General features: G+C 36.7%; 24 protein-coding genes. 7 read left to right on the top strand and 17 right to left on the bottom strand.

Annotated features, from left to right (window positions below; translation table 11 throughout):
• Positions 1-19: 19 nt before the first annotated feature.
• The 5 genes from A1704_RS02340 to A1704_RS02320 all read right to left on the bottom strand — a co-directional run bounded on the left by A1704_RS02340 (position 20) and on the right by A1704_RS02320 (position 3,902).
• Entirely contained in the window at positions 20-472 is a 453-nt protein-coding gene (locus A1704_RS02340) for a MarR family winged helix-turn-helix transcriptional regulator (protein ID WP_062671553.1), read from the bottom strand.
• Positions 473-637: 165 nt separating this feature from the next.
• Positions 638-1,561, bottom strand: a complete 924-nt coding sequence (locus A1704_RS02335; RefSeq protein WP_062670088.1) for an ABC transporter ATP-binding protein — start codon at positions 1,559-1,561, stop codon at positions 638-640.
• A 98-nt stretch (positions 1,562-1,659) separates the two neighbouring features.
• On the bottom strand, positions 1,660-2,037 hold the full coding sequence (locus tag A1704_RS02330) for a GxxExxY protein (RefSeq protein ID WP_062670086.1): 378 nt from the start codon (positions 2,035-2,037) through the stop codon (positions 1,660-1,662).
• A gap of 309 nt (positions 2,038-2,346) precedes the next feature.
• A complete protein-coding gene (locus A1704_RS02325; RefSeq protein WP_062670084.1) occupies positions 2,347-3,318 on the bottom strand; it encodes a FecCD family ABC transporter permease in 972 nt (323 codons plus the stop codon).
• A gap of 23 nt (positions 3,319-3,341) precedes the next feature.
• Entirely contained in the window at positions 3,342-3,902 is a 561-nt protein-coding gene (locus A1704_RS02320; RefSeq protein ID WP_062670082.1) for a TlpA family protein disulfide reductase, read from the bottom strand.
• A 33-nt stretch (positions 3,903-3,935) separates the two neighbouring features.
• Between A1704_RS02320 and A1704_RS02315 the strand changes: the two genes are divergently transcribed.
• Together A1704_RS02315 and A1704_RS02310 are read left to right on the top strand one after the other, a co-directional pair.
• Positions 3,936-5,060: a ferredoxin--NADP reductase gene (locus tag A1704_RS02315; RefSeq protein WP_062670080.1), complete on the top strand. Its 1,125-nt coding sequence runs from the start codon at positions 3,936-3,938 to the stop codon at positions 5,058-5,060.
• A 56-nt stretch (positions 5,061-5,116) separates the two neighbouring features.
• Entirely contained in the window at positions 5,117-5,674 is a 558-nt protein-coding gene (locus A1704_RS02310; RefSeq protein WP_373427997.1) for a SanA/YdcF family protein, read from the top strand.
• Here A1704_RS02310 and tamL read toward each other — a convergent pair.
• Positions 5,671-8,280 carry a translocation and assembly module lipoprotein TamL gene (gene tamL, locus A1704_RS02305; RefSeq protein ID WP_062670078.1) on the bottom strand — a complete coding sequence of 870 codons (2,610 nt, stop codon included), beginning with the start codon at positions 8,278-8,280 and terminating at the stop codon, positions 5,671-5,673. The two genes, A1704_RS02310 and tamL, sit on opposite strands and share 4 nt — an antisense overlap.
• Here tamL and A1704_RS02300 point away from each other — a divergent pair.
• The gene (locus A1704_RS02300; RefSeq protein ID WP_062670077.1) at positions 8,266-8,991 is read left to right on the top strand and encodes a TrmH family RNA methyltransferase; all 726 of its coding nucleotides are present in this window, start codon (positions 8,266-8,268) and stop codon (positions 8,989-8,991) included. The genes tamL and A1704_RS02300 overlap by 15 nt on opposite strands.
• A gap of 80 nt (positions 8,992-9,071) precedes the next feature.
• On the opposite strand, the gene A1704_RS02295 is transcribed toward A1704_RS02300, so the two are convergent.
• From A1704_RS02295 to porQ, 5 genes are all read right to left on the bottom strand, one after another.
• Positions 9,072-9,572, bottom strand: a complete 501-nt coding sequence (locus A1704_RS02295; protein ID WP_062670076.1) for a hypothetical protein — start codon at positions 9,570-9,572, stop codon at positions 9,072-9,074.
• Between the two features lie 3 nt (positions 9,573-9,575).
• Positions 9,576-9,884, bottom strand: a complete 309-nt coding sequence (locus A1704_RS02290; protein WP_034694332.1) for a phage holin family protein — start codon at positions 9,882-9,884, stop codon at positions 9,576-9,578.
• Positions 9,885-9,963: 79 nt separating this feature from the next.
• Positions 9,964-10,314, bottom strand: coding sequence for a YtxH domain-containing protein (locus A1704_RS02285; protein WP_047431084.1), 351 nt, complete (start codon positions 10,312-10,314; stop codon positions 9,964-9,966).
• A gap of 95 nt (positions 10,315-10,409) precedes the next feature.
• Positions 10,410-11,084, bottom strand: coding sequence for a (d)CMP kinase (cmk, locus tag A1704_RS02280; RefSeq protein ID WP_062670075.1), 675 nt, complete (start codon positions 11,082-11,084; stop codon positions 10,410-10,412).
• 84 nt (positions 11,085-11,168) lie between these two features.
• Positions 11,169-12,161 (bottom strand): type IX secretion system protein PorQ, encoded by a 993-nt coding sequence (gene porQ, locus A1704_RS02275; RefSeq protein WP_062670073.1) that lies wholly within the window; start codon positions 12,159-12,161, stop codon positions 11,169-11,171.
• 168 nt (positions 12,162-12,329) lie between these two features.
• Here porQ and pyrH point away from each other — a divergent pair, with 168 nt between their 5' ends.
• Positions 12,330-13,037 carry a UMP kinase gene (gene pyrH, locus A1704_RS02270; RefSeq protein ID WP_062670071.1) on the top strand — a complete coding sequence of 236 codons (708 nt, stop codon included), beginning with the start codon at positions 12,330-12,332 and terminating at the stop codon, positions 13,035-13,037.
• A gap of 82 nt (positions 13,038-13,119) precedes the next feature.
• Here pyrH and A1704_RS02265 read toward each other — a convergent pair whose 3' ends face one another.
• Positions 13,120-14,475 (bottom strand): lipase family protein, encoded by a 1,356-nt coding sequence (locus A1704_RS02265; protein ID WP_062670069.1) that lies wholly within the window; start codon positions 14,473-14,475, stop codon positions 13,120-13,122.
• Between the two features lie 373 nt (positions 14,476-14,848).
• Between A1704_RS02265 and A1704_RS02260 the strand changes: the two genes are divergently transcribed.
• From A1704_RS02260 to A1704_RS02250, 3 genes are all read left to right on the top strand, one after another.
• The gene (locus A1704_RS02260) at positions 14,849-15,100 is read left to right on the top strand and encodes a hypothetical protein (RefSeq protein WP_062670068.1); all 252 of its coding nucleotides are present in this window, start codon (positions 14,849-14,851) and stop codon (positions 15,098-15,100) included.
• A gap of 327 nt (positions 15,101-15,427) precedes the next feature.
• Positions 15,428-15,982, top strand: coding sequence for a ribosome recycling factor (gene frr / locus A1704_RS02255; protein WP_034694343.1), 555 nt, complete (start codon positions 15,428-15,430; stop codon positions 15,980-15,982).
• Between the two features lie 195 nt (positions 15,983-16,177).
• Complete coding sequence (locus A1704_RS02250; RefSeq protein ID WP_062670066.1) at positions 16,178-17,239, top strand: 3-oxoacyl-ACP synthase III family protein; 1,062 nt, start codon at positions 16,178-16,180, stop codon at positions 17,237-17,239.
• 42 nt (positions 17,240-17,281) lie between these two features.
• Here A1704_RS02250 and A1704_RS02245 read toward each other — a convergent pair whose 3' ends face one another.
• The 5 genes from A1704_RS02245 to A1704_RS02225 form a co-directional block, all read right to left on the bottom strand.
• Positions 17,282-17,926, bottom strand: coding sequence for a hypothetical protein (locus A1704_RS02245; protein WP_062670063.1), 645 nt, complete (start codon positions 17,924-17,926; stop codon positions 17,282-17,284).
• Positions 17,927-18,010: 84 nt separating this feature from the next.
• Positions 18,011-18,802: a hypothetical protein gene (locus tag A1704_RS02240; protein WP_062670061.1), complete on the bottom strand. Its 792-nt coding sequence runs from the start codon at positions 18,800-18,802 to the stop codon at positions 18,011-18,013.
• Positions 18,803-18,933: 131 nt separating this feature from the next.
• A complete protein-coding gene (locus A1704_RS02235; protein WP_062670059.1) occupies positions 18,934-20,391 on the bottom strand; it encodes an LptF/LptG family permease in 1,458 nt (485 codons plus the stop codon).
• A gap of 110 nt (positions 20,392-20,501) precedes the next feature.
• Positions 20,502-21,149 (bottom strand): LolA family protein, encoded by a 648-nt coding sequence (locus A1704_RS02230; RefSeq protein WP_047431065.1) that lies wholly within the window; start codon positions 21,147-21,149, stop codon positions 20,502-20,504.
• Between the two features lie 64 nt (positions 21,150-21,213).
• Positions 21,214-23,793 carry an FtsK/SpoIIIE family DNA translocase gene (locus A1704_RS02225; protein WP_062670057.1) on the bottom strand — a complete coding sequence of 860 codons (2,580 nt, stop codon included), beginning with the start codon at positions 23,791-23,793 and terminating at the stop codon, positions 21,214-21,216.
• Positions 23,794-23,843: the final 50 nt, after the last annotated feature.

Raw genomic sequence — 23,843 nt, 5'->3', positions numbered from 1 at the left:
CCGAAGGCTTCATCATAATTTATTTTCGGTTATTTAATAATTCGTTGGCTATTTTCATGATTTCACCCATCACATCTTTGAAAGCCTCCAGTTTTTCCGGAGAAATTTTTTCCATCACCTTCTTGTTGAAATTCACAACGACTTCCTTAGACATATTTCTGGAGTTTAATCCTTTATCTGTAAGTTTGATGATCACCTCTCTTTTATCAGTGGTGGTCTTCTCCTTATAGATGTATCCGTTATCTTCAAGAAGTTTGATGATTCTCGTTAATGAAGTGGGTTCAATAGCCATCTTCGGTCCAAGATTGGTACTTCGAGTTCCTTCTTTAGGATCTATTTTTAAAAGTGTGAGTGCCTGTACCGCTGTGGAATCATGTTCCTGGGCTAATTCTGTGTACATTTTAGAAACAGCCAGCCAGGTCTGCTTTAAAATTAAATCTACGTTTTCTATTTTTTCCTTATTATGATCCATCATTTTTGCGCCAATGGTTTTACCCAAATTTAATAAATATTATGCATGCATAATATTTATTAACGTTAAATTTTGTTAATAGGCTGTAAATAAATGGATTAAATTGTATGATTAGCATAATACTATGCATGCATAGTATGTGGATAAATCAAAGAAAATCAAGTATTAATGAATGTTTGAGACTAAATCGATGATTTCTTCAAAAGATTCACATTGATAGGTAGAGAAATCCTTAGCAATTACCCAAAATGGGTTCTGAAATTCGAAATTCAGGTCAGACAGGTCTTTTTGGAAGTTTTTTTGAAGCAGAGAATACAGCATTTCCTTGTGAAACTGTGGTGCAGAGATCACTGGCGGAATAAAGGTCTCATTGATTTGAAATAAGGAAGCATTCGTAAGTTCATTATGCTGAAGCAAAATGTCCTCAACAATTCCGAAATACAAATGATTTTCCTTTACATACCATATTTTGTCTGCGAATTCTTTGGCCAGTCTCCAGTCATGAGAAGAAAAAAGGATAAGCTTGTTCTGTTCCTTAGCCAGCTTTCTCAGGGTTTTTAGAATGATGATTTTATTTTTTTCATCCAAATGGGTAGTGGGCTCATCCAGAATGATAATAGGCGAATTTTGGGTAATAGCACGGCCAATAAACGCTTTCTGAAGATTTCCATCTGATAGGTTTTTCAAAAGAGTATATCGGTACTGATTAAGATCCAGTTCTTCAATAATATGTGCAACCTCTTCACGATCCTCTTTTTTAAGTTCAAAATAAAAAGGGTAGTAGATATACTTTCCCAGAGAAATAAGATCTTCAACGGTATAATGCTGTGGAATAACTGACTTTGAAAAGACAATGGCAATATTCTCCGCAATCTCTTTTACCGAAAGATTTTTTACATTTTTTCCATTAATAGAAATTTCCCCATTCAGTAAAGGGAGCTGATGCAGGATAGATTTGATTAATGTTGTTTTTCCTACACCGTTATTACCAATCAGCAGGCATACATCACCAAGCTTTAAATCTGCATTGGCATTGGAGATTAAAGTTGTATTGTATCCGATATTTGCCTGTTTGATCTGTAGATGCATGTTTTTGTTCGTTTTCGCGAAGACGCAAAGTTTTTTACAAAAATAATGTTTTAAGACGCAAGGAATTTGACTTTGTCAAATTTTTATCATGTTTTATTTTATAAGTTGTTCACAATTCTTGTTACTCCGTTTTTGAAGACATCAGATTGAAAGTTAAGTAATAATCCCAATTTACAGTTTGTCATTTTTAAGTAAGTTAAAAGCTGCGCTTTATGAGTAGGTGATATATACTCAACTGTTTTTATTTCCAGAATTACTTTGTTTTCAATAATCATATCGAGTCTGAAAGCATTCTCTATTTTCAAATCTTCATAAATGATTGGAAGTAGCTTTTGCTTTTCTACTAAAAATCCTGCTTTTGTTAACTCATAGAACATGCATTCTTCGTACACATGCTCAAATAATCCTGCTCCAAGTTTTCTGTGAATCTTTAAACCTGTTTCAAAAACTACTTTTGATAATTCATTTTCTGTCATTTGTGGTGTTTTGTTGGACTTAAATATATGAATAGTTGCTTAATAATTACAAAGACTGTTACTAATGATTTTGGAACATAGTATGCCTATTGATGCGAAATGTTGGGTAAACGCGAAGACGCAAAGGCTTTTAATATTTTGTGTAATATTTTAAGGCGCGATAAAATCGAAGATTTTCAGCAAGGTATTGGAGAAATTTTTTGTTTAGAATATGAGGTGCTCAATTTTATCGGAGATAAAATCTTTGCGTCTTAAAAATATAAAATTTTTAAAAGTTTTTTGCGCCTTTGCGTTTATCCAACAAAAAAATCACACTTTATTCTGTTTCAACAGCATCATGAGAATCACAGGAATCCCGAATACAGAACTTATTACATTCAAAGGAATCTGTGTTTTTTCTGCAATGACAGAGAAAAATAACATAATCAGCATTCCCAGAAACATATTAAGAATCCATTGCTGCCATAATCTGGATGGATTATAAACAAGTCTGCAAAAGTGTGGCACAATGATTCCAATAAACAGAATAGGTCCTAAAAATGCAGTGACAGAAGCGGATAAGAGAGAAGACGCCACGATTATTAAAAGTTTCAACTGTTTCAAATTTACACCTAAACTTTGTGCATAGGAATTACCCAGAGAATTTCCAATAAGTGGTTTTATCGCTCTGAAGCAGATCAACATTCCGATTAAGACCAGAACGGAAAGTACATAGATCTGATTCCTCGTTACCATATTATTCGCTCCGAAAGACCATAAAATATAGTTTTTAAGACTCTGATTTTCTGCATAAAACTGAAGCAGAGAAACAATAGCTCCGGCAAAAGCAGATACCAAAAACCCGAAAATAATAAGATATGATTTGTCCTGAAATCTATTGGACATAGAGAGGAGTACCAACATCAACAGTAAGCTTCCTACAATAGCTGATAAACTGAGAAAACTATTCTGTAAAAATTCAGGAAGGGAAATAGTATGGGAAAAGAAAATATAAAAAGCAACTGATAAACTGGCGACTGATGTTATCCCCAATATATCAGGTCCTGCCAGTGGATTTTGAAAATATTCCTGCATCAGGAAACCAGAAGTAGGAATGGAAATCCCAGCCAGCATCATTACTAGGACACGGTTGATACGGATTTCAGCAATCTGGCTGTGCGCAGAATCCTGAAAGAAGTCTTGGAAGCTTAAACTTAAAAATCCTGTGTTCAGATTAATAATTGCGCTTGCAATAATGGCAATCACGAATAATAAACACAGGATTTTAAATCTTTTTGACATGATTCAGAAAGAGTTCAGTCTATTTATTTTAGGAAAGAATCGATTTTAGAATTCAAAACATCTTCCGTCATCATTCCCAGATATTCGTCAGTTTTATCACCTTTTCTCATGAAAGTAAAGGGAATAGAACCTCCGTCCCATTGTTTGAAGTTGTTGTGAAAGAAGTTTGGATCTAATTTTTGTCCATCCAGTAGGATAATGCTGCCTCCCAATTTATTTTCTGCAGCAAAATTTTTAACAGCACCAGCCCAATCTGCCTTATCATCAAGGTTCACGAAAGTGAATTTTACAGGTTTGCCTTTCAATTCCTCCATTTTACTTTTAAAACTTGGAATTTCTCTGATACATGGGCCGCACCAGGTTGCAAAAAAATTGGTTACATATAAAGTATCATTATTTTTTGCCAAATGCTGGCTTACATTTTCAGGGGAAAGTTCTTGGGGGATAGCTGTACTTCCTTCAGGTTCTGTAGTTTGAGATACAGAAACAGGGTCTGCGCCAGCTGTGTCTTCAGTTTTCTGACCTTCTTTTTTACAGCTGTACAGTGCAGTAAGAAGTAACGTGGATAAAATTATCTTCTTCATAAATTATTTTTTATCTATTTTTGAATTGAAGTTATGGAACAACAAATCTATAAAGGGAAACTGATACAGTTTCATCCGTTAAAAATAGCGAAAAAGGAAGAGCTGACCAAAAATACTTTTTCTCTGGAGTTTGATATTCCTGAGAATTTAAGAGAAAATTTCAGGTTTGAAGCCGGGCAGTTCGTCAGTATAAGATTTCAATCACATGGGAAAGAAGTTATTAATGATTATTCAATGACTTCAGCTCCTTATGAAGAGAAAATATGTCTGGGGATAAAGGTGAATTCCTCTGAAGGAGCTACTTCGCAGTTATTTCAAAATTATAATGCTGGTGATGAACTTTGGGTAAGTGAACCTTCCGGGAGATTTACCATTGTATCCAAACCCAGTGAATTCAGAACTATTGTTGCTTTTGCAGCAGGCATTGGAATTACCCCTATTTTAAGTCATTTCAAAAATATTCTTCACAATGAACCCAGAACGCGGTTGTTTTTATTTTTTGGAAATAAAAGTTCAGAAGATTTAGTCTATCGCGAACAGTTGGACAACCTTGCCAGAACATATGGTGACAGGCTTCAGATATTTTATTTCTTTTCTCAGGAGAAAACAGCAGATCAGTTTTTCTATGGCAGACTGGATGAGAAGAAGTTACATTTGATCATCAATCAGATCCTTCATTTGGATGATACAGATGAAGAATCCACCATTTGGGATGCCGTGGATGAAGTATTGATATGCGGAAAAGGAGAAATGATCAAGACATTGGCCAATGCATGTTATCATCACGGAATTCCGAAAAAGAATATTCATTTTGAACTTTTTGAAGAATTTAATGATGATATTTATCCTGTAGAAAAAGAATTTCCTCTGATTGAAAATATTGAGGTCGAATTTACCATGCTAGGGAAAAAATATACGACCCAGCTTCCTGATAACAAGGATAAAATCCTTCAGCAGCTTCTGATGAAAAAGTTTCCTGTCCCTTATTCCTGCAAATCCGGAATCTGCGGAAGTTGTGAATGTTCTTTAGATGAAGGAGAAGTAGAACTGTTAGAAAATGAGTATCTTACCGAAAAAGAGGAAGCGCAGGGACATATTTTAGCCTGTATGTCTATTGTGAAAAGTAAAAAAATAAAGCTTAACTTTGATCTTAGTTGAGAGTCATTAGGAACATATTTAACCTTGGGTTTATATCACTGGAATTGGGAGTTCTGATGATATGCTTCTGTAATGTGTGGGTTTTCGGGCTTACCAATGGGAGAACTTATACCAAAATCTCAAAAATTCCACCTCGTGAAATTGCTTTGGTTCTGGGAACATCTCCAAAAATGAGATCCGGAAAATCCAATCCTTATTTCACCAAAAGAATGGATGCCACAGCCCTTCTTTACCATCATGGGAAAATCAAGAAAATTATAGTAAGCGGGGAAAAAAGCAAAGGTTATAACGAACCGGGAGCAATGAAAAACTATCTGATCAATCAGGAAGGTGTGCCTGAAGATATTATTGTGGAAGATCCTAAAGGTTTTAATACCTATAAAAGTATTCTTCGTTGTAAGGATGTTTATAAGAAGAAGAATGTCATCATTGTATCTCAGGGATATCACAACCTGAGAGCATTGTTTTTTGCAAGAAATAATGATATGAATGCTTTGGGATTTGATGCGCAGGATGTCACAAAACCCGAGAGTTTCTACAGAAACCAGACGAGGGAAATCCTCGCCCGTGTGATTGCTGTAGTCTATTTTATTTTAGGCGTTTCTCCAGATTAGAAAGGATATCCGAACGCGATATTAACTGTTGGTTTGAAAGGTTGGATGAATTTGAATCTCCATCGGTCGCCTTCAGGTTTATTCGGGTCATAGATCTTATACGCAAGGTCAATTCTCGCTGTTACGTAGGCAATATTTAATCTTAATCCGAATCCACTTCCGATACCCACCTGTTTCCAGAACTTACCGAACTTAAATTCATCTCCATATCCATCGTTATAGTTACGAAGACTCCATGTATTTCCGATATCGGTAAATAAAGCGCCTTCATAAGTTTTATTGAAAGGAATTCGATATTCAATATTAGTGGTAAGTTTTAGATTGTCTGTCATATAGGTACGAACTCTTTCATCCACCTGAGAATCTGCAGGACCTAATCCTCCAAAGGCTACCCAGGCTCTGATATCGTTGGAACCTCCGTTGAAATAAGACTTGATGATGGGCATATCCTGAGAGTTTCCATAAGGTATTCCAACTCCGATAAACTGGCGCAGTACCAATGTCTGGTTTCCGTTAAACTTAAAATATTTTCTTGTATCAATATCAAATTTTACAAACTGTGCGTAAGGCAGTCCGAAAATAGTTCCTTGCGGGCCGGTAACAATACCTCCGCCGTTATCTTTTTTATTGAATATACTTAATATATTTCCCGCAAGCTCCACTTTTCCGTTAAAATAAAAGGCATTTGGATATTCTTTCTTTCCAATTTCACTATAGACAAAATTGTAGATCATGGAAGAAATAAGGACATCCTGAGTTTGTCTGTCTTTGTTCACCAATGTTCCGGTAAAGGCTGTTAAAAGATCTCTTCCCTGCTGATTAAGGCTTCCACGGTAAGCATCGTTCTCAATAATCATTTTGGAAACTTCATCTACACTGAGTTTTCCATCTTTATAATCTTGTCCGGTCTGCGCAGTTTCCGGGTTAAACATAAAATAATTTCCGAATACTTCATCTTTTACCCTTCCGTCATTCACAAAGTAGTCATAGTACGCATCTTTATTTTTTGTCAGACTGACCTGAGTATTGAATAAAGTAAGCTTGTGATACACCTGATCATTAACACTTGCCTGATAGTTCAGTCCCGTATTGAAAATCAACCTTCCCAAACCGATGTTGTTCTGTATGGATGCCCCCAGCAAAATAGATGATGTAGGCGTGTATCGTTTTGGAATGAATTTATAATAATTAAAAGGAAGCAGCAGTCTTGGGAAGTTCAGGGATGCCTGAGCTGATATTTCGTAGGCTGCAACTCTTTTACTGATATCTTTTGTACTTCTGATAGAACCAAATGTTCCTGAAAGACTGGTAGAAAGGTTTTCCGCTCCTCTAAAAACATTTCGGGTGGTAAGGTCCACAGAAGGGGAGATCCCCAGGTTTAAAACCTGAGAATAGTTAATATCTGTTCCCACTTTAAGTTCGTATTTCGGAAGTGGTTTCAGTACATACAAAACATCTACAATACTGTCGTTTGGAGAGGTCATTCCGCCTTGTCTAAGTGAGTCTCTTGCTTTAACGATGCTAAAGTTATTCATCGATAAAAGATTTCTCTTGGTTACGTCCAGTTTCGTTTGGTCAAAAACCTTTTTACTGTCCGGAATAATAGCTCTCCACACCGATGAAAGTTTATATTTATCATTCATCGTATGGAATCTTATTCTCCTTAAGCTATCTTTTTTGGTGTTTTTAGGATAATCACCGGGTTCATCCACAATAGCAACGTCAATATTTCCAAAAGTGGCTATTTTATAAGGAGTATCCAGGGAATCTTTATGAATTTCCAGGGTTAAAGGAACCTGCTTTCTGCTTTTAAGGGAATCTGCAACGAAATAAACTTCATCATTGGAAGCATTGAACCTGTAGAAACCAAACTCTCTCATCAGATCCGTAATTCTGGTCACCTCTCTTTCCAGAACGGTCTGGTCAAGGATCTGTCCGGATCTTACAAGACTTCTGTTCAGATTATAGTTGTAATACCCTTTGATCCCCTGATCCGGAATATTATAGAAATAATCCTTGATACGTGTAGGATCATTATGTTTGATGGAATAATTAACCGATGCTTTTTTGGAAGCGGAATCCAGTGTATGTTTAAAATTGACATCAGCATCCCAATATCCCCTGTAGGTAAGTCTTTTCTTTATAGATTCAGCACTTTTTTCACTTCTTGTCTGATCAAGAATAACCGGCGGTGTTCCCCAGTTGTGCAGTAAACGGTCGAAAAGAAGACTTTTTCCGACACTGCTTTTCATATTATATTTAAGGAATAAAGAATCTCTCAGCTTCTGATTTCTCATCTCGCCGGGATAGGTCATATATTCATTAAGTATAGTGTCGTATTTCGGATCCGCCATATTGTACAGAAGGAGACTTAATGGCATGAAAAGAAACTGCTTTTTATTGGGCTTCTGCTGAATATAATCTTTAAGTTCCTCATCGAAAAATACTTTCTTATCCTCGAACTCTAAACTGTTCTTGGTAAGCAGATATTCGCCCTCAGGAACTTTTTTTGTCGTACTACAAGCATAAAGGAGACCAACAAATGTTGCAAATGAGATAATTTTATAATATTTTTGAGGAGAATTCTTATAATGCTTACAGCTCATACAATAAAAGTTTTACAATCTTTAGATAAAAAGAAGTTCAGACAAAAATACAATTTGTTTTTGGTTGAAGGTAATAAAATCATTTGTGAACTTTCTAATTCTAACTTTAAAGTTAAAGAAATATTGTCAACCGATCCACAAAAATTGGACCGTAGTGATATCCCTGTTACCCATATCTCTGAAAATGAATTAAAAAAAATAAGTTTTCTTAAAACTCCAAAAGATTCCGTGGCGGTATGTTATCTTGCTGAGGAAGAAAAATGGGAAGATAAGAATATACAATTGGTTTTGGATGGAATACAGGATCCCGGAAACCTGGGAACCATTATACGTCTTGCAGACTGGTTTGGTATTGAACAGATCATCTGTAGTGAAGATACCGTAGATGTGTACAATCCGAAAGTCATTCAGGCAACCATGGGATCTTTTACCAGAGTGAATGTGGTGTATACTGATCTGGTGGAATATCTTTCCAAAACAGAGAATGTAAATATCGGAACAGATATGGAAGGAGAGAATATCTATACTTTCCAGAAACCCGAAAAGCTAAACCTTATTTTAGGAAATGAAGGAAACGGAATGAGACCGGAGACGGAAAAACTGGTACAAAAAAGCATCAGTATTCCTAGATTTGGAAAATCCCAGTCTACAGAAAGCCTCAATGTGTCAATGGCTGCCGGGATTATTTTAGGACAGTTATTTTCAAAATAGAAAATCAGAAACCAGAGGTTAAAAATTATTGTAAAATATTACTGAATAATATCCGGCGTCTGGTTTCTGATATCTGATTTTTATATCAATTGCTCCATACTTGAAACACTTTTATTTTTCTGATAAACCTCCATCTTTTTTCTGACATATTTCAGAGCAATAGGAGCAAGGTAAATCAATGCTGCACCAATCAGTTTTTTCTTCCAGTTGGAACTTTTCATATTCTTTTTGGCATAGTTCCCTACGATAGCAGTAACCCCTAGTTTTACAAGCCCGTCTGTAAGGTTTCCTCCTTTGAAAGCAGAGCTCGCAATACCTACAGCTGTATTTTTGCTGATCAGAAGATCTTTTACTTCTGAAGTAAGCTGTTTGGCAATGACATCTTTTCTTAAAACTACTTTTTCATCACCGTCTTCATCAATCTTTTCCTGAAGATACTGATCACTTAAACCATTGGTAAATGCACTTAAGCTTTCTTTTGTATTTTTGAAGGTAAGAAGATTTTCCAGATCACTTATTTCACCCTGAAGCAGTTTTTTCTTTCTTCTTAATTCTTCTATGCTCTCGTATTTTCTGCCCATAGTTTAATGATTTAAAAATTTAATAACCTGATCTGCAACAGTATTCACAATTTTTGTTTTGAAGGCAACAACAAACGCCATTACCAGTGCGTAAAATGCAGCAACAATTAAGAATCCATAGGAATAATTATCCAGTGCTTTTCCGATAAGGAAAGCGATTCCAAAGTTGAAAAGGATAATAAAAAAAGCAAAAGCAACAAGCAGTACTACAAAGTAAGTAATGAGCCCGGCAGAAAGTGACGACTTTTCAGTCGCTTCAATTTTCAGAAGATCGATTCTCTTGGAGGCGTATTCTTTAATAGTTTCTATCATTGTTTTTTTTTAAAGTTACAAAAAAAGGAACTTTCGCACAAAAGTTCCTTTCTGTAATTTACTTAAAAAGATAAATTACTTATTTTTTCAGATCATTCAGTTCTGCTTCTACATCTTTTGCCAAATCTGCAGTTTTAGAAACAATCTGATCTTTGTATTTGTCATATCCGTCTTTCACAGTATGTGCTACGCTGTTTGCCGTTTCTTTGAAAGTAGAAGAAATATTACTGTACTGGTCTTTCACTTTTTCAGAAACCTCACCGTATTTGTTTTTTGCCTGATCTTTAAGATCATTTGCCTTCGTTTTGATTTTTTTTCTGGTTTCTTTACCTTCTTCCGGTGCGTATAACATTCCTAAGATTACACCTGCCGCAGCACCTGCAAGAAGTCCTGCCAATATACCTGCTGTATTATTTCCTTTTCTAGACATTTTAAGTTTTTTAATAATTAATAATAGATTAGTTTTTACAGTAATAAAACTTACAATTTGTATACCAAAGGAGGCTTGAAGCCTATTAAAAATTGTTAAATCTTTTTGATGTGAGATAAAATAAGCTGTATGGTTTCTTCTTTGGTGAGTGCCGAATTATCAATAACAATAGCGTCGTCAGCCTGCTTCAATGGGGCTATTTCACGCTCACTATCGATCTTGTCACGTTCTATCAGGTTTTGTTTTACCTGTTCTTTATCTGCTTCTATACCCAGTCCTTTCAGTTCCAGAAACCTTCTGTTGGTTCTTTCATCAATACTGGCAGTAAGAAAGAATTTATAGTCTGCATTTGGCAGAACTACTGTCCCGATGTCACGTCCGTCCATAATAACGCCACCTTTTTCTGCCAAAGTGCGCTGTGACTGCAGGAGGAAATCTCTCACCTCTTTTTGCTTGGCAACAAGGCTCACATTATCAGATACGATATTGGTACGGATTTCCGTAGAGATATCTGTGTCATTCAGGAAAAGAATAAGGGTGCCGTCGTTATTTTTAAATTCAAGTTTGATCTGATTAAAAGAAGAGAACAATGTATTCAGATCAATCTCACCGTTTTCATTCAGACAATGCTGCAAAGCATACCAGGTAACTCCTCTGTAAAGTGCTCCTGTATCCATATGAATAAGTCCCAGTTGATCAGCAATGATTTTTGAGATAGAACTTTTTCCGGTAGACGAGTACCCATCGATAGCAATTACAGGTTTTTTCATACTGCAAATTTCAAGATTTTTTTTAGAAAATCAAGAAGAAGTAAGAAAATTTCAGAATAATTAAGAAATTTCCGGCCAGGAAGATTATTCTCCTCTATGGCTGGAAAGGTCCATGGAAATTCCTATCTGATTGACGTTCGAAGAGTTGTGATATCTCACGTGGGCATAATCAATACGGAATCTGGAAACTTTAACTCCAAATCCAGCAGAAAGTCCCGAGAAGTTTCTTTGATCTGCAACAGCCAGTTCATTTCCTCTTTTTACATTATATCCCAGTCTGATATTGAAATTCTTTTCCGGAAACAATTCTGCTCCCAAAGAAAAGTGGTCTGCGATCTTTCTGCCGGCACCCACTTTTTGCCCGTCCAGGTTTTCTTCTGAAGAAATATCAAACTTCTGAAGATCATGTGCGGTAATGGTGATGGCAAGAGGAAAATTCTTGATGATTTTGGTATATCCCAGATCAACCCTGAACGGAAGATTCTCTCTTGTTCCGTTAAAGGATTTCAGCTGGAAACCAAAATTTCTCATCACAAGTGATAGTACTTCTTTATTCTTTTTATTATGATAGGTAATTCCCGCTGTTCCTGAGATGGCGGAAGAAGTATAGTTGTCAATTTTTGAGGTAATGAAATTAAGCCCTCCACCAATCGTCCAGTCTTCCTCAAACTGGTAGGCATAGCCTGCGCCAATCGCTACATCTGAAGCTTTAAATTCTCCGTTTTCAAAACCGCTTTCATCTGTCCGCGGAATACTTCCATAGCTCATATACCTTGCATTGATGGTAGCCATGTGGCCATTTTCAAAGTCTTTGGCATAAGCAATCGTTCCGTATTTCGAGTCGGCAAGGTAAGCCGTTGCGTTTACAGAAAGCTGTTTGTCAGAATCTTTATTTAAAAGGGCAGGGTTTGCAATAGCAAAGGAAACATCATAATCTCTTACCGAAATTGCATCTCCGCCCAAAGCAGCCTGTCTTGCAGATACAGGTACATTTAAGAACGGATAGACATTTGTTCCCGTTTGCGCATAAGAAACAATTCCTGATAGAAATAATGAAAAAATGATAATTTTCTTCAACTCAATTTATAATTAATGCAAAAATAATCCTTTTTCGTACTTTTCAAAATATTTATTACATTATTTCTATTTAAATATTTTTCTTTTATCAATATCATTAATGATTATATTTGCAAAATCAAATTCCGGGGAAACCCGTACTAATAAAAAGTTACTTAAAAATAAAAGATGAAATATAAAAGAATCCTTCTGAAACTGAGCGGTGAGGCCTTAATGGGAAACAGACAATACGGTATTGACAACGAAAGACTGCAGGAATATGCATCTGAGATCAAAAAGGTAGTTGAAAAAGGCTGTGAAGTAGCGATCGTGATTGGAGGAGGAAATATCTTCCGTGGGGTAGCAGGAGCTGCAAAAGGTATGGACAGAGTGCAGGGAGATTATATGGGAATGCTTGCTACTGTTATCAATGGTATGGCTTTACAGGGCGCATTGGAAGATGCAGGAATCAAAACAAGACTTCAGTCGGCTATCGAAATGGATAAAGTAGCTGAACCTTTCATCAAAAGAAGAGCAGTAAGACACCTTGAGAAAGGAAGAGTAGTGATCTTCGGAGCCGGAACAGGAAATCCTTATTTTACCACTGATACAGCGGCTACCTTAAGAGCGATCGAAATCGGGGCTGATGTAATCTTAAAAGGAACAAGAGTAGACGGAATCTATGACAGCGATCCTGAAAAGAATGCAAATGCTGTAAAATACAATTCATTATCTTTTGATGAAGTATTTGAGAAAAACCTTAAAGTAATGGATATGACTGCATTTACTTTGAGCCACGAAAATAAATTGCCAATCATTGTATTCGATATGAACAAAGATGGAAATTTAGAAAAAATCGTAGACGGAGAAAATGTAGGTACTTTGGTTAATTTATAATCAATATAAGTTCTAAAAAATATAAAAACACCTGTTACAGTAATTGTGACAGGTGTTTTTTATTAATGATTGTTTTAAGTATTTATTTGTCTGCTTCAACATTCTGTTTGGCATTTTCCTTTTCAACCAAAACATAACGGGAAGAAATCCATCCGATGATCTGATCGATTATTTTTAGAATCATCTCCAATTCGGTGACAGCAGTTACTCCCGGTACCAGCTTCACCTTTGGTTTTGGTAATGGCTGTGATAAAATAAGTCCTTCTACCTGTGGATTGGATCCTTCCGCAGGAATACCATTATACATCCCCACATGCTGTACTGATAACTGAAGCATGTAGTCCTGCAAAGACTCAGGAGGTGTCTTGATGCTCACCGAGGAGGCGCTTGAGTGTTGGAGCTGACCTGGGAGCGATTGGTTCTGTATTCTTGTATAACTGGCTCCTGAATTTGAAGAATCAGCAATCGCCATCTTTTGTAAAGCGTTTAATAAGGCTGCCGTCATATAGGTAGGAGCCTGACCATAAATAGTTGCTATTTTTCCCAGTTCCGATACCGGCCATGCATGAGGAACAACGTCCAGATCATTCCAGTGCATGGTGTTCCAGCTTTGATAAGTACCTGTCTGCTGCTGCCATCCCGGAGGTAATGGCGGGAATTTACTGTTGAACAGGTTGGCAAATGCAGCCTCACCCGGCGTTGGTCCAGCAGTAGGATATACAAGTGTTATCCCAAAAGCATCCAGGTCTTTATTCTCTTTCAGGTAAAGGGCGAGGGTAGGAGATAATGCTCCGGCAAGACTGTGCCCACAAAATATAATGGCGGTACTTGGATCCGGATTTAAGCCTGCCAAAAACTGTTGCAGTGTGGTATTGGGTGAAGCAGCAGATGGAGGACTTTCAAGTCCGAGAAGGATACTTATACCAGTAGCAGTTCCTTTCGAAATATAAGGATCAGTGCCATTATAAGCTGATGGAGCGAAATTGGAAGGATTGTAAGTGGTCCAGTTTACTACTTCTGCTACTGAGAAATCTTCTGTTTCCCAATCGTAAAGAGAGGAAGGATTAGTGGCAGCAATAGCCACAACGTAGGTAGGCAATGTAGGACCTCCCGGAAATGCGACAGCATTAGACTTAACGACATATAATGCATTATCTGCAACACCAGTAGGAACTCCCTTTTCATTTTTTTCTTCGATCAGAGCAGGGCCCCAGACCAGATCCCAGTTTCCTAATTCCGCTACTGCTGAAGGATTAGCTATGGAAGGTATTTTCTGATCCATTATTTTAACCGGAGGAACATTGTTAAAATAATAGGATAAATCATACTGAAGCTGTTGCTGCAGTTGGATACCAAAACCGTTGTAGCCTCCGGCACGGTTGGCAAGACCTGCCATACCGAAAACTTGTTGATAGGCATCTAAAGATGGATTTGTCATGATGTGATTGGTTTAAATTAGTTTATAATTGTTCATTTCTGCAAAATGTCTTCTCCAAGACTTTCCGTTTATTACGGCAAGTTTTCCGTTTGAAATACCTGCCGACGTTTCGTTTAAAAGAATAGAGTAAAGGACGTTATAAAAAATGATATCACACTAAGTAGAAATAACCAAAATATTCGGTAGGTATTTGTACCTGGAGTTTTTTTACTTTCGGTTGAAGTATAGATTAGCGTGGATAAGATGCAAGAGGAATAAATTAAAGAAATGTCAGTTTACGCAAAAGAAATTGTAAAAAATACTTCATAACTGTTTGTAGTTCAATGGTGATTCATTATATTAGAGATAACAGCTCAAATGCTACATATTAAATATGATTGTTAAATTTAGAACAGTAAACAAAAGGTCACATAGTTCAGAAATTGAAAGGATGTTGTACGAAAAAGCAGAGGAAGAGATTAAGAACCAAATTAGGGAAAGACTCCGAAGGGCTAAGGATGATCTTGACGGGTTAGAACTATTAGTGGAGATTGACATGCAAAGAAGTAAAGCTAATCTTATAGGAGAAGGAATACCTGAGGATAAAGTTGAGATAGCAAAAATTGCAATGCAAAAAATGAAATAATTTACAGCCTTTCTCTTTGAGAGGGCTTTTTGGTATAACTGCCAGAAAAACTAATGAACATGGAAATTACTGCTGAAGATATAGTAGGTTTCATGGACAAAACAAAATAATTCTATATAGTGTCCTATTTAAAAATATCAACGTTTTCACAAAATACAGAATGCAGTCTTACCAGAATATGGAAATAATCATTATTTTTGCAGCACTGAATAGCAAAAAGGAATTTTAAATAGTAAGAAAACACTGATTTTGACAGCGTTTTTAGTTTAATTGATTGGTATTCAGATGGATTAATAGATGTGTAATTTATCAAACTATACTATAATAATGGAAGAATTAGATCTTATATTAGAATCTGTAAAACAAGACATGGATGCAGCTGTAAAGCACCTGGATCACGCATTTCAAAGAATTAGAGCAGGACGTGCTTCTACGACAATGGTTCAGGATGTAATGGTAGAATACTACGGAGCAATGACTCCTATCAACCAGGTTGCGAATGTTTCTGTTCCGGATGCAATGACAATCTCTATTCAACCTTGGGACAGAACGGCAATCAATGCGATTGAAAAAGCAATCATCAATTCCAACTTAGGTTTTGCACCTTCTAACAACGGGGAAAACATTATCCTTAATGTTCCGCCTTTAACAGAGGAAAGAAGAAAAGAGCTTGCAAAACAGGCTAAAGTGGAAACTGAGAACACTAAAGTAACGGTAAGAAATGCAAGACAGGACGGTTTGAAAGAACTTAAAAAGCTGGAAGGAGTTTCTGAAGATGTAGTAAAAGGCGTGGAAGAAGAAATCCAGGCTTATACTGATAAATACGTTAAACTTTGCGATGAGCATCTTAAGACAAAAGAAGCTGAAATTATGAAAGTATAATTTTCAGTTTTGAAAAATAATAAAGAGATTTCCTATAGGAGATCTCTTTTTTTTTGTTTTTTTGCTGTTTTATTTAACTTTTTATAATGCAATGCATTCTTATTCTATACTATATTGTGAAGTATTTACGTTCATTCATTATATTTAATGAATTATTCCTGACGTTCAATTAAAAAACAGGAAACAGATACTATAATGATGACAAAAATAATCGGGGTAGGAAATTATATCCCATCGGAAACAATAACCAATTTATTTTTTGATAAACATATTTTTCTTAATGAAGAAGGGATTTTATTAAAGGAGAATAACGCTTCCATTACGGATAAGCTTAAAAAGATTACAGGTATTGAAGAAAGGAGATATGCACATAGTACACAGGTCACTTCAGATCTGGGCGTCATTGCGGCGCGTGCAGCTATAGAAAATGCAGGAATCGATCCTGAAACATTAGACTATATTATATTTGCCCATAATTTTGGGGATGTTCGCTTCGGAACGGTTCAGTCTGATACGGTGCCCAGCCTTGCTGCAAGGGTGAAGCATGTATTGGGAATCAGAAATAATTTCTGTGTGGCCTATGATGTTCTTTTCGGATGTCCGGGATGGATTGAAGGGGTAATTCAGGCTCACGCGTTTATCAAATCCGGTATAGCGAAGCGATGCCTGGTTATTGGAGCAGAAACACTTTCCCGTGTGGTAGATATCCACGACAGAGACAGTATGATCTATGCGGATGGAGCAGGAGCAGCTGTTCTGGAAGTAAATCAGGATGATGATGCCGGGATCAAATCCCATTTGTCAGCTTCTTATACCCTTGAAGAAAAAGACTATCTGTATTTTGGAAAATCTTACAACAACGAAAGATGCCCGGATACCCGATACATTAAGATGGATGGTCGTAAAATATATGAATTTGCTCTCGTGAATGTTCCGGATGCGATGAAAAAATGTCTGGACAACAGTGGATATTCTATTGATCAGCTCAATAAAATTATCATTCATCAGGCGAATGAAAAAATGGATGAAGCCATCGTTAACAGGTTTTATCAGCTGTATGGAAAACCGGTTCCGGAAAATATCATGCCTATGGTTATTCATAAATTAGGTAACAGCAGTGTGGCTACGATTCCTTCTTTGCTGACGATGATTTTGCAGGATGAACTGGAACATCATAAAATCAAAAAAAATGATATTGTGTTATTTGCTTCAGTAGGAGCCGGAATGAATATCAATGCTTTCGTTTATCAGTTTTAAAATATAAAAAAGAGATTGGCTTAAAGGTCAATCTCTTTAGTTTTATAAACATTGTTTGGAGCCTTTCTGGTCTTTATGCTTTAATAGAGATTGGTAGCTCTGAAGAATTTCATTCACATTACACCTGATTTCTTTTCCTGGAATCGTATCCGGAGCTGTTTTTTCTTTCTGATCCGATTTGATGCTGTATTTCTTTTCAAGGCATTTCAGCGGCTGGTTATTCTGCAGATAAATGCGGGTTTCTGTAATATCATCTTTGGTAACAGGTTTCTCAGGGGTGCCACCATCAAAATTCCATACGGTTTCCTGTCTGAAAATAAAAAATGGTTTTCCGTCTTTGATAAAATACTTTTCAGATGCCGAAAAATGACTGTGTTCTGCATAAAAATGCTCTATCACTTTAATTCCATCCTTGTCAGAATAAAAAAATACTTCTCCTGAAGGTTCATCATTACAATCATAATTGAATTTTGAAGAACTCAGCTTTTTAGTTTCCAACTGAGCCTGAAGGACAGCATATTCTTTTTTAATCTGATCAATAGGTTTTTCTGTTGTATTTGTTTTAACTGAATCCTTTTTTGCAGTAGAACTATCTCTGGAAATGGATTTCTTTAGGATGATTTTATCTTTTTCATTTTTACAGGAAACAAAAAGAAGCAAGCCCGCTGTCAGAACTAGGATTTTCATAGAATGAATGGTTTGGTGGTGAATAAAAATACAAAAATTTTAATGACATAAAAAAAGGCCTTCAACTGAAAGCCTTATATTGTTTTATTTGCAATTTTCGTTATAATCATAGATCACTTCATTGATAATTGAAAGTTTATCCACCGTTGAATTGTTGATTTCATCCCGGATGAATTTTCCAAGACCGCTTCTTTTCTTCTCTTCGTTTTTCAGGGAACCATATTCTCCCTTTGTTATTTTTGCTTTTACGTAAGGGCAGTCTGCCAAGATAATTTTGGCTTTTGCGGGCGTTAATTCTTCAGCTTTTCCTCCTTTCTTTGAAAAGATATAATTGGGATTCTCTCTTAACCGGTCTGTTTCTCTCTGTGTGATGGCCTGAGTACTGTTTGCAGAAAGAGCCGTAGGATAGCCATAAAGCTTATAAACTGTAATTTTACCTTCTGCTACTACTTCAGCAAACTGTTCCGTTCTGGATAGGTTGTTGAGCGCCTTAAAGCCGGCTGATAATCCCGTTGAACTTTCAGAGCTGTTCAGAGCCTCTCTCATGTTTGAGTATTTTACCGACTTGAAAACCCTTGGAGTGTCACCTTCGTATAACATGTATTCTTTGATATCGTCTGTGTCGTAGGTTTTGAATTTTATCTTATTCTTTACTTTGTCAATATCAGCAATGGCTGCAAATTTTACTTTTAACTGATTTTGCCACGGACTTGAATAGCCGCCGTGCAGATGTACAACACCTTCAATTTTCTTTCCGGATTTGTCAATGATGTAGCCGTATTTTTCACCGTTGTAGATTCCGGTCTCATCCTGATCCTGAGCGTGGGCATTGAGTGATACAAGACCGAACAGGCCAATAAGTAGTAATTTCTTCATGGTTTTGTTTTAAATTCCCACAAATATAAATTTTTAAATTCAAAATCATTATCAATTAAATATTGTAATAATAATCAACAAAAAAGCTCCGGAATTTCTCCGAAGCTTTTAATTTTATTTTAAAATCAGAATTATTGGTATCTCTGATGTTCCTTACTTTTGGTAAACCTTTTGGTGATAGGTTTGAACAATGCTTTGTATTTTTCTGCATCAAACAGTTGCGAATCTGTAAGTGCTTTATACGTCATCCAGACTCCAAAAGGAAGAAGGATCAGATTGGGAAGCCATGCTGCCAGATAAGGATTCATTTTCCCACTCCATGACATATTTTCCACCCCGACATTCATGACATAAAATATGATGAAAATAACGATAGCGATGATGACCGGAAGCCCCATTCCACCTTTTCTGATGATAGAACCTAAGCTGGATCCGATCAAAAAGAAGATGATACAGGTCACAGAATAGGCAACAATTCTCTGCTGGTAAATAACGACTTTACTGAAGTATTTTACGTTAGAACTGTATTCATTCTTTTTAGATTCCAGTGTTGATTTCAGGTTGTCTAATCTGTTATAGGAATTGTAAATGATTTCCAGTTTTTTTTCACCTTTTACCGTATCCAGTTTGATCTGGGTTTTCGGAGCAGCTTTATGTTTATTCCCTTTATCCATATAGGTAATCACAGAATTGGTCTGGTTAAGAACTTCCGAACCTATATTATCAAAGAACTGTTTATTGTCTTTTTTGGTTTTGGTAATCGTTCCGTCAAGCTGGTTGTAGGTCTGGAAACGGTAGTCATCCGTAATTTGTTCTTTTTCGATCGCTTTATTGATGATTTCACTAATGTCAAAGTGGGATACCAATGTATCAAATTTAATAGCCTGGTCCGGTTGTTTCAGCCTTACGTTATCACCTTTTCCGGCAAAAGCATCTTCAAATACATAGCCGTTATAAAGGACAAGCTTTAGAAAATTCTTGTTAACAGCCGGAACAAATTTTCCTTTTTCAGCCACTACAGATTGTTGGTTTTCATAAGCATTGGCTTTTTTATGAACAAAAACGCCTTCAATATTTTCACCGTTTTCCCCATAGATCTTGTCAAACTTTACCATATAACCTGGAATCTGATCAATAAACTGTCCTGGAGTAAAGTTGATAGCCGGTTTGGTTTGGGCAATATTGAAAAGCATGTTCTTGGCTTTCTTCTGAAAGTCCGGAATAATATTATTAGAGAAGAAAAACAGCATGATGGCAAGTGCCGTGGAAATCCCAAGAAGAGGAGTCATTACTCGAGTCAAAGGAATTCCTGCCGCTTTCATTGCTGCAAGTTCGTAACGTTCTCCAAATTCACCAAACGACATAATACTCGCCAGAAGGATCGTAAGCGGGAGAACCATACTGATGACGTTCACCCCAAGATAAAAAAGAAGTTTAAGGATTTGCCAGTAGCTTAATCCTTTTCCCATAAACTGTCCCAACTGTACCCAGATAATGTTTACAATAAAAATGAAAAACAATACGCTGAATATAAAGAAAAACGGTCCAAAGAAGGTTTTTATAATGTATCGGTCTAGTATTTTTAACATGCGCCAAAATTAATCAAAAAGCCACAAAGTTTACTTGTGGCTTTTTATATTTTGTTATTTTTTTAACGTTAAAAGTAAATTTACATAGTTGCGAATTCACTTTCAGCTTTTTAAAGTTCTGTAACGATGTAGTTTTTAAACTTATTTTTGTCAAAAACAAACATATTAGGATCCAGCTCCTGGTTTTCTTTATACTCTTTAATCGCAATTACAGCAACATCTTTGTTGTTTCCATGTTGTTCCAGTTTTACCATTTGTTTTTTCGCTGAATCTACAAAAAGGTATACGTATTTTATTCCGTTCGCTTTTACCGGGGTCAGTTTAATAAAGTCAGCATTCACGCCATTGACCACTTTCTTACCGTTGTATGTTACGTTATAATCGTTTCTATAGGTTGTAAGGTAGTTGATAGGGGAGAACATGGTACTGCTTCCGTTAGGTTTAGCAATAGTTACTTCCATATCATCGGCGTTGATGTTGTAAATTTTATTCCCGTCGAAGATCTGCTCTGTATCCATGATCTTCAGTTTGTATTTTTCTCCTGCTACGTAATAAATACCAGGTTCTGTTTTTGTTACCTGCCCGTTAAGACCGCTTCCAAAAGAAAATTTGAAGTAAGAATTCTTTTTAGAATTGTAGTTGGCTGTAATATCATCCAATATCTTTTTAGCTTTAGCATCAATCTTCTGAGCGTTGGCCATACCTACTGCACCTACAACAAAACTTCCCAATATAACTTTTGAAATAATATTTTTCATTTTCTTAATTTAATAATCGTTAGATTTTCTTTAATTCTTAAGGTTAAAACGATGTGTTTTTCCTTTAACTACGCAGATCTTCCAAAAACTGTTCCAAAGAATGAAGGTCACTGATCAGAACCTCTCTTGCTTTTGCTCCGTTAAAGCCTCCAACGATACCACTTGCTTCCAGCTGATCCATAATTCTTCCGGCTCTGTTATAACCCAGTTTCAATTGTCTCTGAAGCATTGAGGTAGATCCCTGTTGCGTAGAAACAATGATTCTTGCTGCTTCTTCAAATAAAGCATCTTTTTCGTTCGGGTCAAAAGCACCTACTGTACTTGTTGAATCTTCAGATACGTATTCAGGAAGTAATAATGCTGAAGAATATCCTTTCTGTTCTCCGATAAACTCTGCCAGTCTTTCCACTTCCGGAGTATCTACAAAAGCACACTGAAGTCTCAGGATCTCATTTCCGTTGAAATAAAGCATATCTCCTTTACCAATGAGCTGATCTGCTCCTGGAGAATCAAGGATGGTTCTGGAGTCAACACTGGAAATTACTCTGAAGGCAGCTCTTGCAGGGAAGTTGGCTTTGATCATCCCTGTAATTACGTTTACGGATGGTCTCTGTGTAGCTACAATAAGGTGGATTCCTACGGCTCTGGCAAGCTGTGCAAGTCTGGCAATCGGTAATTCAACCTCTTTTCCTGCCGTCATGATCAAATCTGCAAACTCATCTACTACCAATACGATATACGGTAAATAACGGTGCCCGTTTTCAGGATTTAATTTTCTTTCCGTAAACTTCTTATTGTATTCTTTTAAGTTTTTACAGAAAGCATTTTTCAGAAGATCATAACGGGTATCCATTTCAATACAAAGAGAGTTCAGTGTATTGATTACTTTATTGGTGTCTGTGATGATGGCTTCTTCTGCATCCGGTAGTTTTGCCAGGTAATGTCTTTCAATTTTAGAATATAATGAAAGTTCCACTTTTTTAGGGTCTACCATGACGAATTTCAGTTCGCTCGGATGTTTTTTATAAAGAAGGGAAGTAAGGATAGCGTTAATACCAACAGATTTACCCTGACCTGTTGCTCCTGCCATCAATAAGTGAGGCATTTTTGAAAGGTCAGCCATGAAGATTTCGTTGGAAATGGTCTTTCCGAAAACTACCGGAAGGTCCATATCTGTATTCTGGAATTTCTGAGAAGCGATGACAGAACGCATAGAAACCATGGTAGGATTCTTTCTTGGTACTTCAATACCGATTGTTCCCTTTCCTGGCATTGGCGCGATAATTCTGATTCCTAATGCAGAAAGGTTCAATGCAATATCATCCTGCAGTTTTTTAATCGCTGCTACTCTGATTCCTGCTTCAGGAACAATTTCATACAGTGTAACTGTAGGCCCGATTGTAGCTTTAATCTCTGCGATTCCAACGTTGAAATTCTTCAGAAGTCCAACAATCTTATTTTTATTTTCTTCTAATTCTTCTTTATTGATAGAAATTTCTTCATTTCCGTAATCTTTCAGCAGGTCTACAGGCGGCATCTGGAAGTTGGCAAGATCTAGCTTGTGGTCATATAAACCATGCTTTTCTACCAGTTCCTGAGACTTTTTATCAGAATCATCCAGAACATCAACCACCTGTGCCACTTCTACATTGAATTTAATGTTTTCCTGTGCCGGAGCTGTTGTTACTGCCGGAGACGGAGCGGAAGGTCTGATATCAAATGCTTCCTCCGGGCTGGAAACCGGAACAATGGGCTTGGTAGAAAGGTTTAAGCTTACCTGTTGAGAAACATCTCTTGGCTCTGCTTCAAAAGAAGTATGGTTGGGTGTTGTAATAGTTTCTATCTCGTTTGAAACCGGAACTTCAGGGAATCCTTTCGGAGCACTTACAGGTTCTGGTTCTTTCATTGTACTGACAGGAGTTGTAACGGGCTTGTTGGCAACATCACTCACCGTAACTCTGGAAAGCGTCTCTTCTTCCGCTTCCTCTGCTTCCTCTTTCAATTCCTCATCAGCCTCAAAATCATCATTAGAGTCCGGCATCATAGATTTTACTTTTCCGATCGTATTTTCATTGATTTTATCCAGTTTCGCTTTGATAGAACTTGGACGAAGATTGAATTCAAGAATAAAATAGAGCAGAATGCTTGCTGCTAATACCGTCCACAGGCCTACTGCTCCGATGATGGAGTTAAGATAGTCCATGATCTGATATCCATAAACACCGCCTAAAACACCCTGGCCTTTCGTAAGTGCCCCCATAAAAATAGGAAGCCAGCAGATGAAAAATAAAGAGTGGCCGATCGTTTTCCACGGTTTGAAGATTTTCTTCTTAAGGATCAGTGTTCCCACTACAAGGAACAAAAATGCAATGATAAATGAAGCAATACCAATACTTTCAAAAATGAAAATATTTCCAAGCCAGTCACCTACCTTACCAAAGATATTGGAAGATTTTATGCTTTTGTCCAGCATGGTTCCGGCCTGGCTTTGATCTGCTTTCCAGTTCATCAGATAAGAGACGAATGAGAATGCAAGAACAGCCGATAAAAGTATAAAAGTAAGCCCGAAAAAAATACGTGGCTTAGATAAGATTCTGCCTTTTTCAGGCGATTCAGTCGGTTTTTTTTGTGTCTTTTTATCCATAATATCAATGTCGCAAATTTAATGTTTTATTCAACACTAAATGAATCTTT

It is taken from the genome of Chryseobacterium cucumeris (assembly GCF_001593385.1).
Classification (GTDB): Bacteria; Bacteroidota; Bacteroidia; order Flavobacteriales; family Weeksellaceae; genus Chryseobacterium; species Chryseobacterium cucumeris.
The sequence above is the reverse complement of the archived record's forward strand: the minus strand, read 5'-3'. Positions and strand labels throughout refer to the sequence as shown.

Excerpts from the sequence above, each read along its gene's own strand:
- A1704_RS02245 (WP_062670063.1), bottom strand. The coding sequence starts at position 17,926 with ATGAAAATCCTAGTTCTGACAGCGGGCTTGCTTCTTTTTGTTTCCTGT.
- A1704_RS02320 (WP_062670082.1), bottom strand. The coding sequence starts at position 3,902 with ATGAAGAAGATAATTTTATCCACGTTACTTCTTACTGCACTGTACAGC.
- frr (WP_034694343.1), top strand. The coding sequence starts at position 15,428 with ATGGAAGAATTAGATCTTATATTAGAATCTGTAAAACAAGACATGGAT.
- A1704_RS02225 (WP_062670057.1), bottom strand. The coding sequence starts at position 23,793 with ATGGATAAAAAGACACAAAAAAAACCGACTGAATCGCCTGAAAAAGGC.
- A1704_RS02300 (WP_062670077.1), top strand. The coding sequence starts at position 8,266 with ATGCTTACAGCTCATACAATAAAAGTTTTACAATCTTTAGATAAAAAG.
- A1704_RS02260 (WP_062670068.1), top strand. The coding sequence starts at position 14,849 with ATGATTGTTAAATTTAGAACAGTAAACAAAAGGTCACATAGTTCAGAA.
- A1704_RS02265 (WP_062670069.1), bottom strand. The coding sequence starts at position 14,475 with ATGACAAATCCATCTTTAGATGCCTATCAACAAGTTTTCGGTATGGCA.
- A1704_RS02235 (WP_062670059.1), bottom strand. The coding sequence starts at position 20,391 with ATGTTAAAAATACTAGACCGATACATTATAAAAACCTTCTTTGGACCG.
- pyrH (WP_062670071.1), top strand. The coding sequence starts at position 12,330 with ATGAAATATAAAAGAATCCTTCTGAAACTGAGCGGTGAGGCCTTAATG.
- A1704_RS02250 (WP_062670066.1), top strand. The coding sequence starts at position 16,178 with ATGATGACAAAAATAATCGGGGTAGGAAATTATATCCCATCGGAAACA.
- A1704_RS02290 (WP_034694332.1), bottom strand. The coding sequence starts at position 9,884 with ATGATAGAAACTATTAAAGAATACGCCTCCAAGAGAATCGATCTTCTG.
- A1704_RS02330 (WP_062670086.1), bottom strand. The coding sequence starts at position 2,037 with ATGACAGAAAATGAATTATCAAAAGTAGTTTTTGAAACAGGTTTAAAG.
- A1704_RS02295 (WP_062670076.1), bottom strand. The coding sequence starts at position 9,572 with ATGGGCAGAAAATACGAGAGCATAGAAGAATTAAGAAGAAAGAAAAAA.
- A1704_RS02335 (WP_062670088.1), bottom strand. The coding sequence starts at position 1,561 with ATGCATCTACAGATCAAACAGGCAAATATCGGATACAATACAACTTTA.
- A1704_RS02315 (WP_062670080.1), top strand. The coding sequence starts at position 3,936 with ATGGAACAACAAATCTATAAAGGGAAACTGATACAGTTTCATCCGTTA.
- cmk (WP_062670075.1), bottom strand. The coding sequence starts at position 11,084 with ATGAAAAAACCTGTAATTGCTATCGATGGGTACTCGTCTACCGGAAAA.
- A1704_RS02230 (WP_047431065.1), bottom strand. The coding sequence starts at position 21,149 with ATGAAAAATATTATTTCAAAAGTTATATTGGGAAGTTTTGTTGTAGGT.
- A1704_RS02340 (WP_062671553.1), bottom strand. The coding sequence starts at position 472 with ATGGATCATAATAAGGAAAAAATAGAAAACGTAGATTTAATTTTAAAG.
- A1704_RS02285 (WP_047431084.1), bottom strand. The coding sequence starts at position 10,314 with ATGTCTAGAAAAGGAAATAATACAGCAGGTATATTGGCAGGACTTCTT.
- A1704_RS02240 (WP_062670061.1), bottom strand. The coding sequence starts at position 18,802 with ATGAAGAAATTACTACTTATTGGCCTGTTCGGTCTTGTATCACTCAAT.
- A1704_RS02310 (WP_373427997.1), top strand. The coding sequence starts at position 5,117 with ATGATATGCTTCTGTAATGTGTGGGTTTTCGGGCTTACCAATGGGAGA.
- A1704_RS02325 (WP_062670084.1), bottom strand. The coding sequence starts at position 3,318 with ATGTCAAAAAGATTTAAAATCCTGTGTTTATTATTCGTGATTGCCATT.
- tamL (WP_062670078.1), bottom strand. The coding sequence starts at position 8,280 with ATGAGCTGTAAGCATTATAAGAATTCTCCTCAAAAATATTATAAAATT.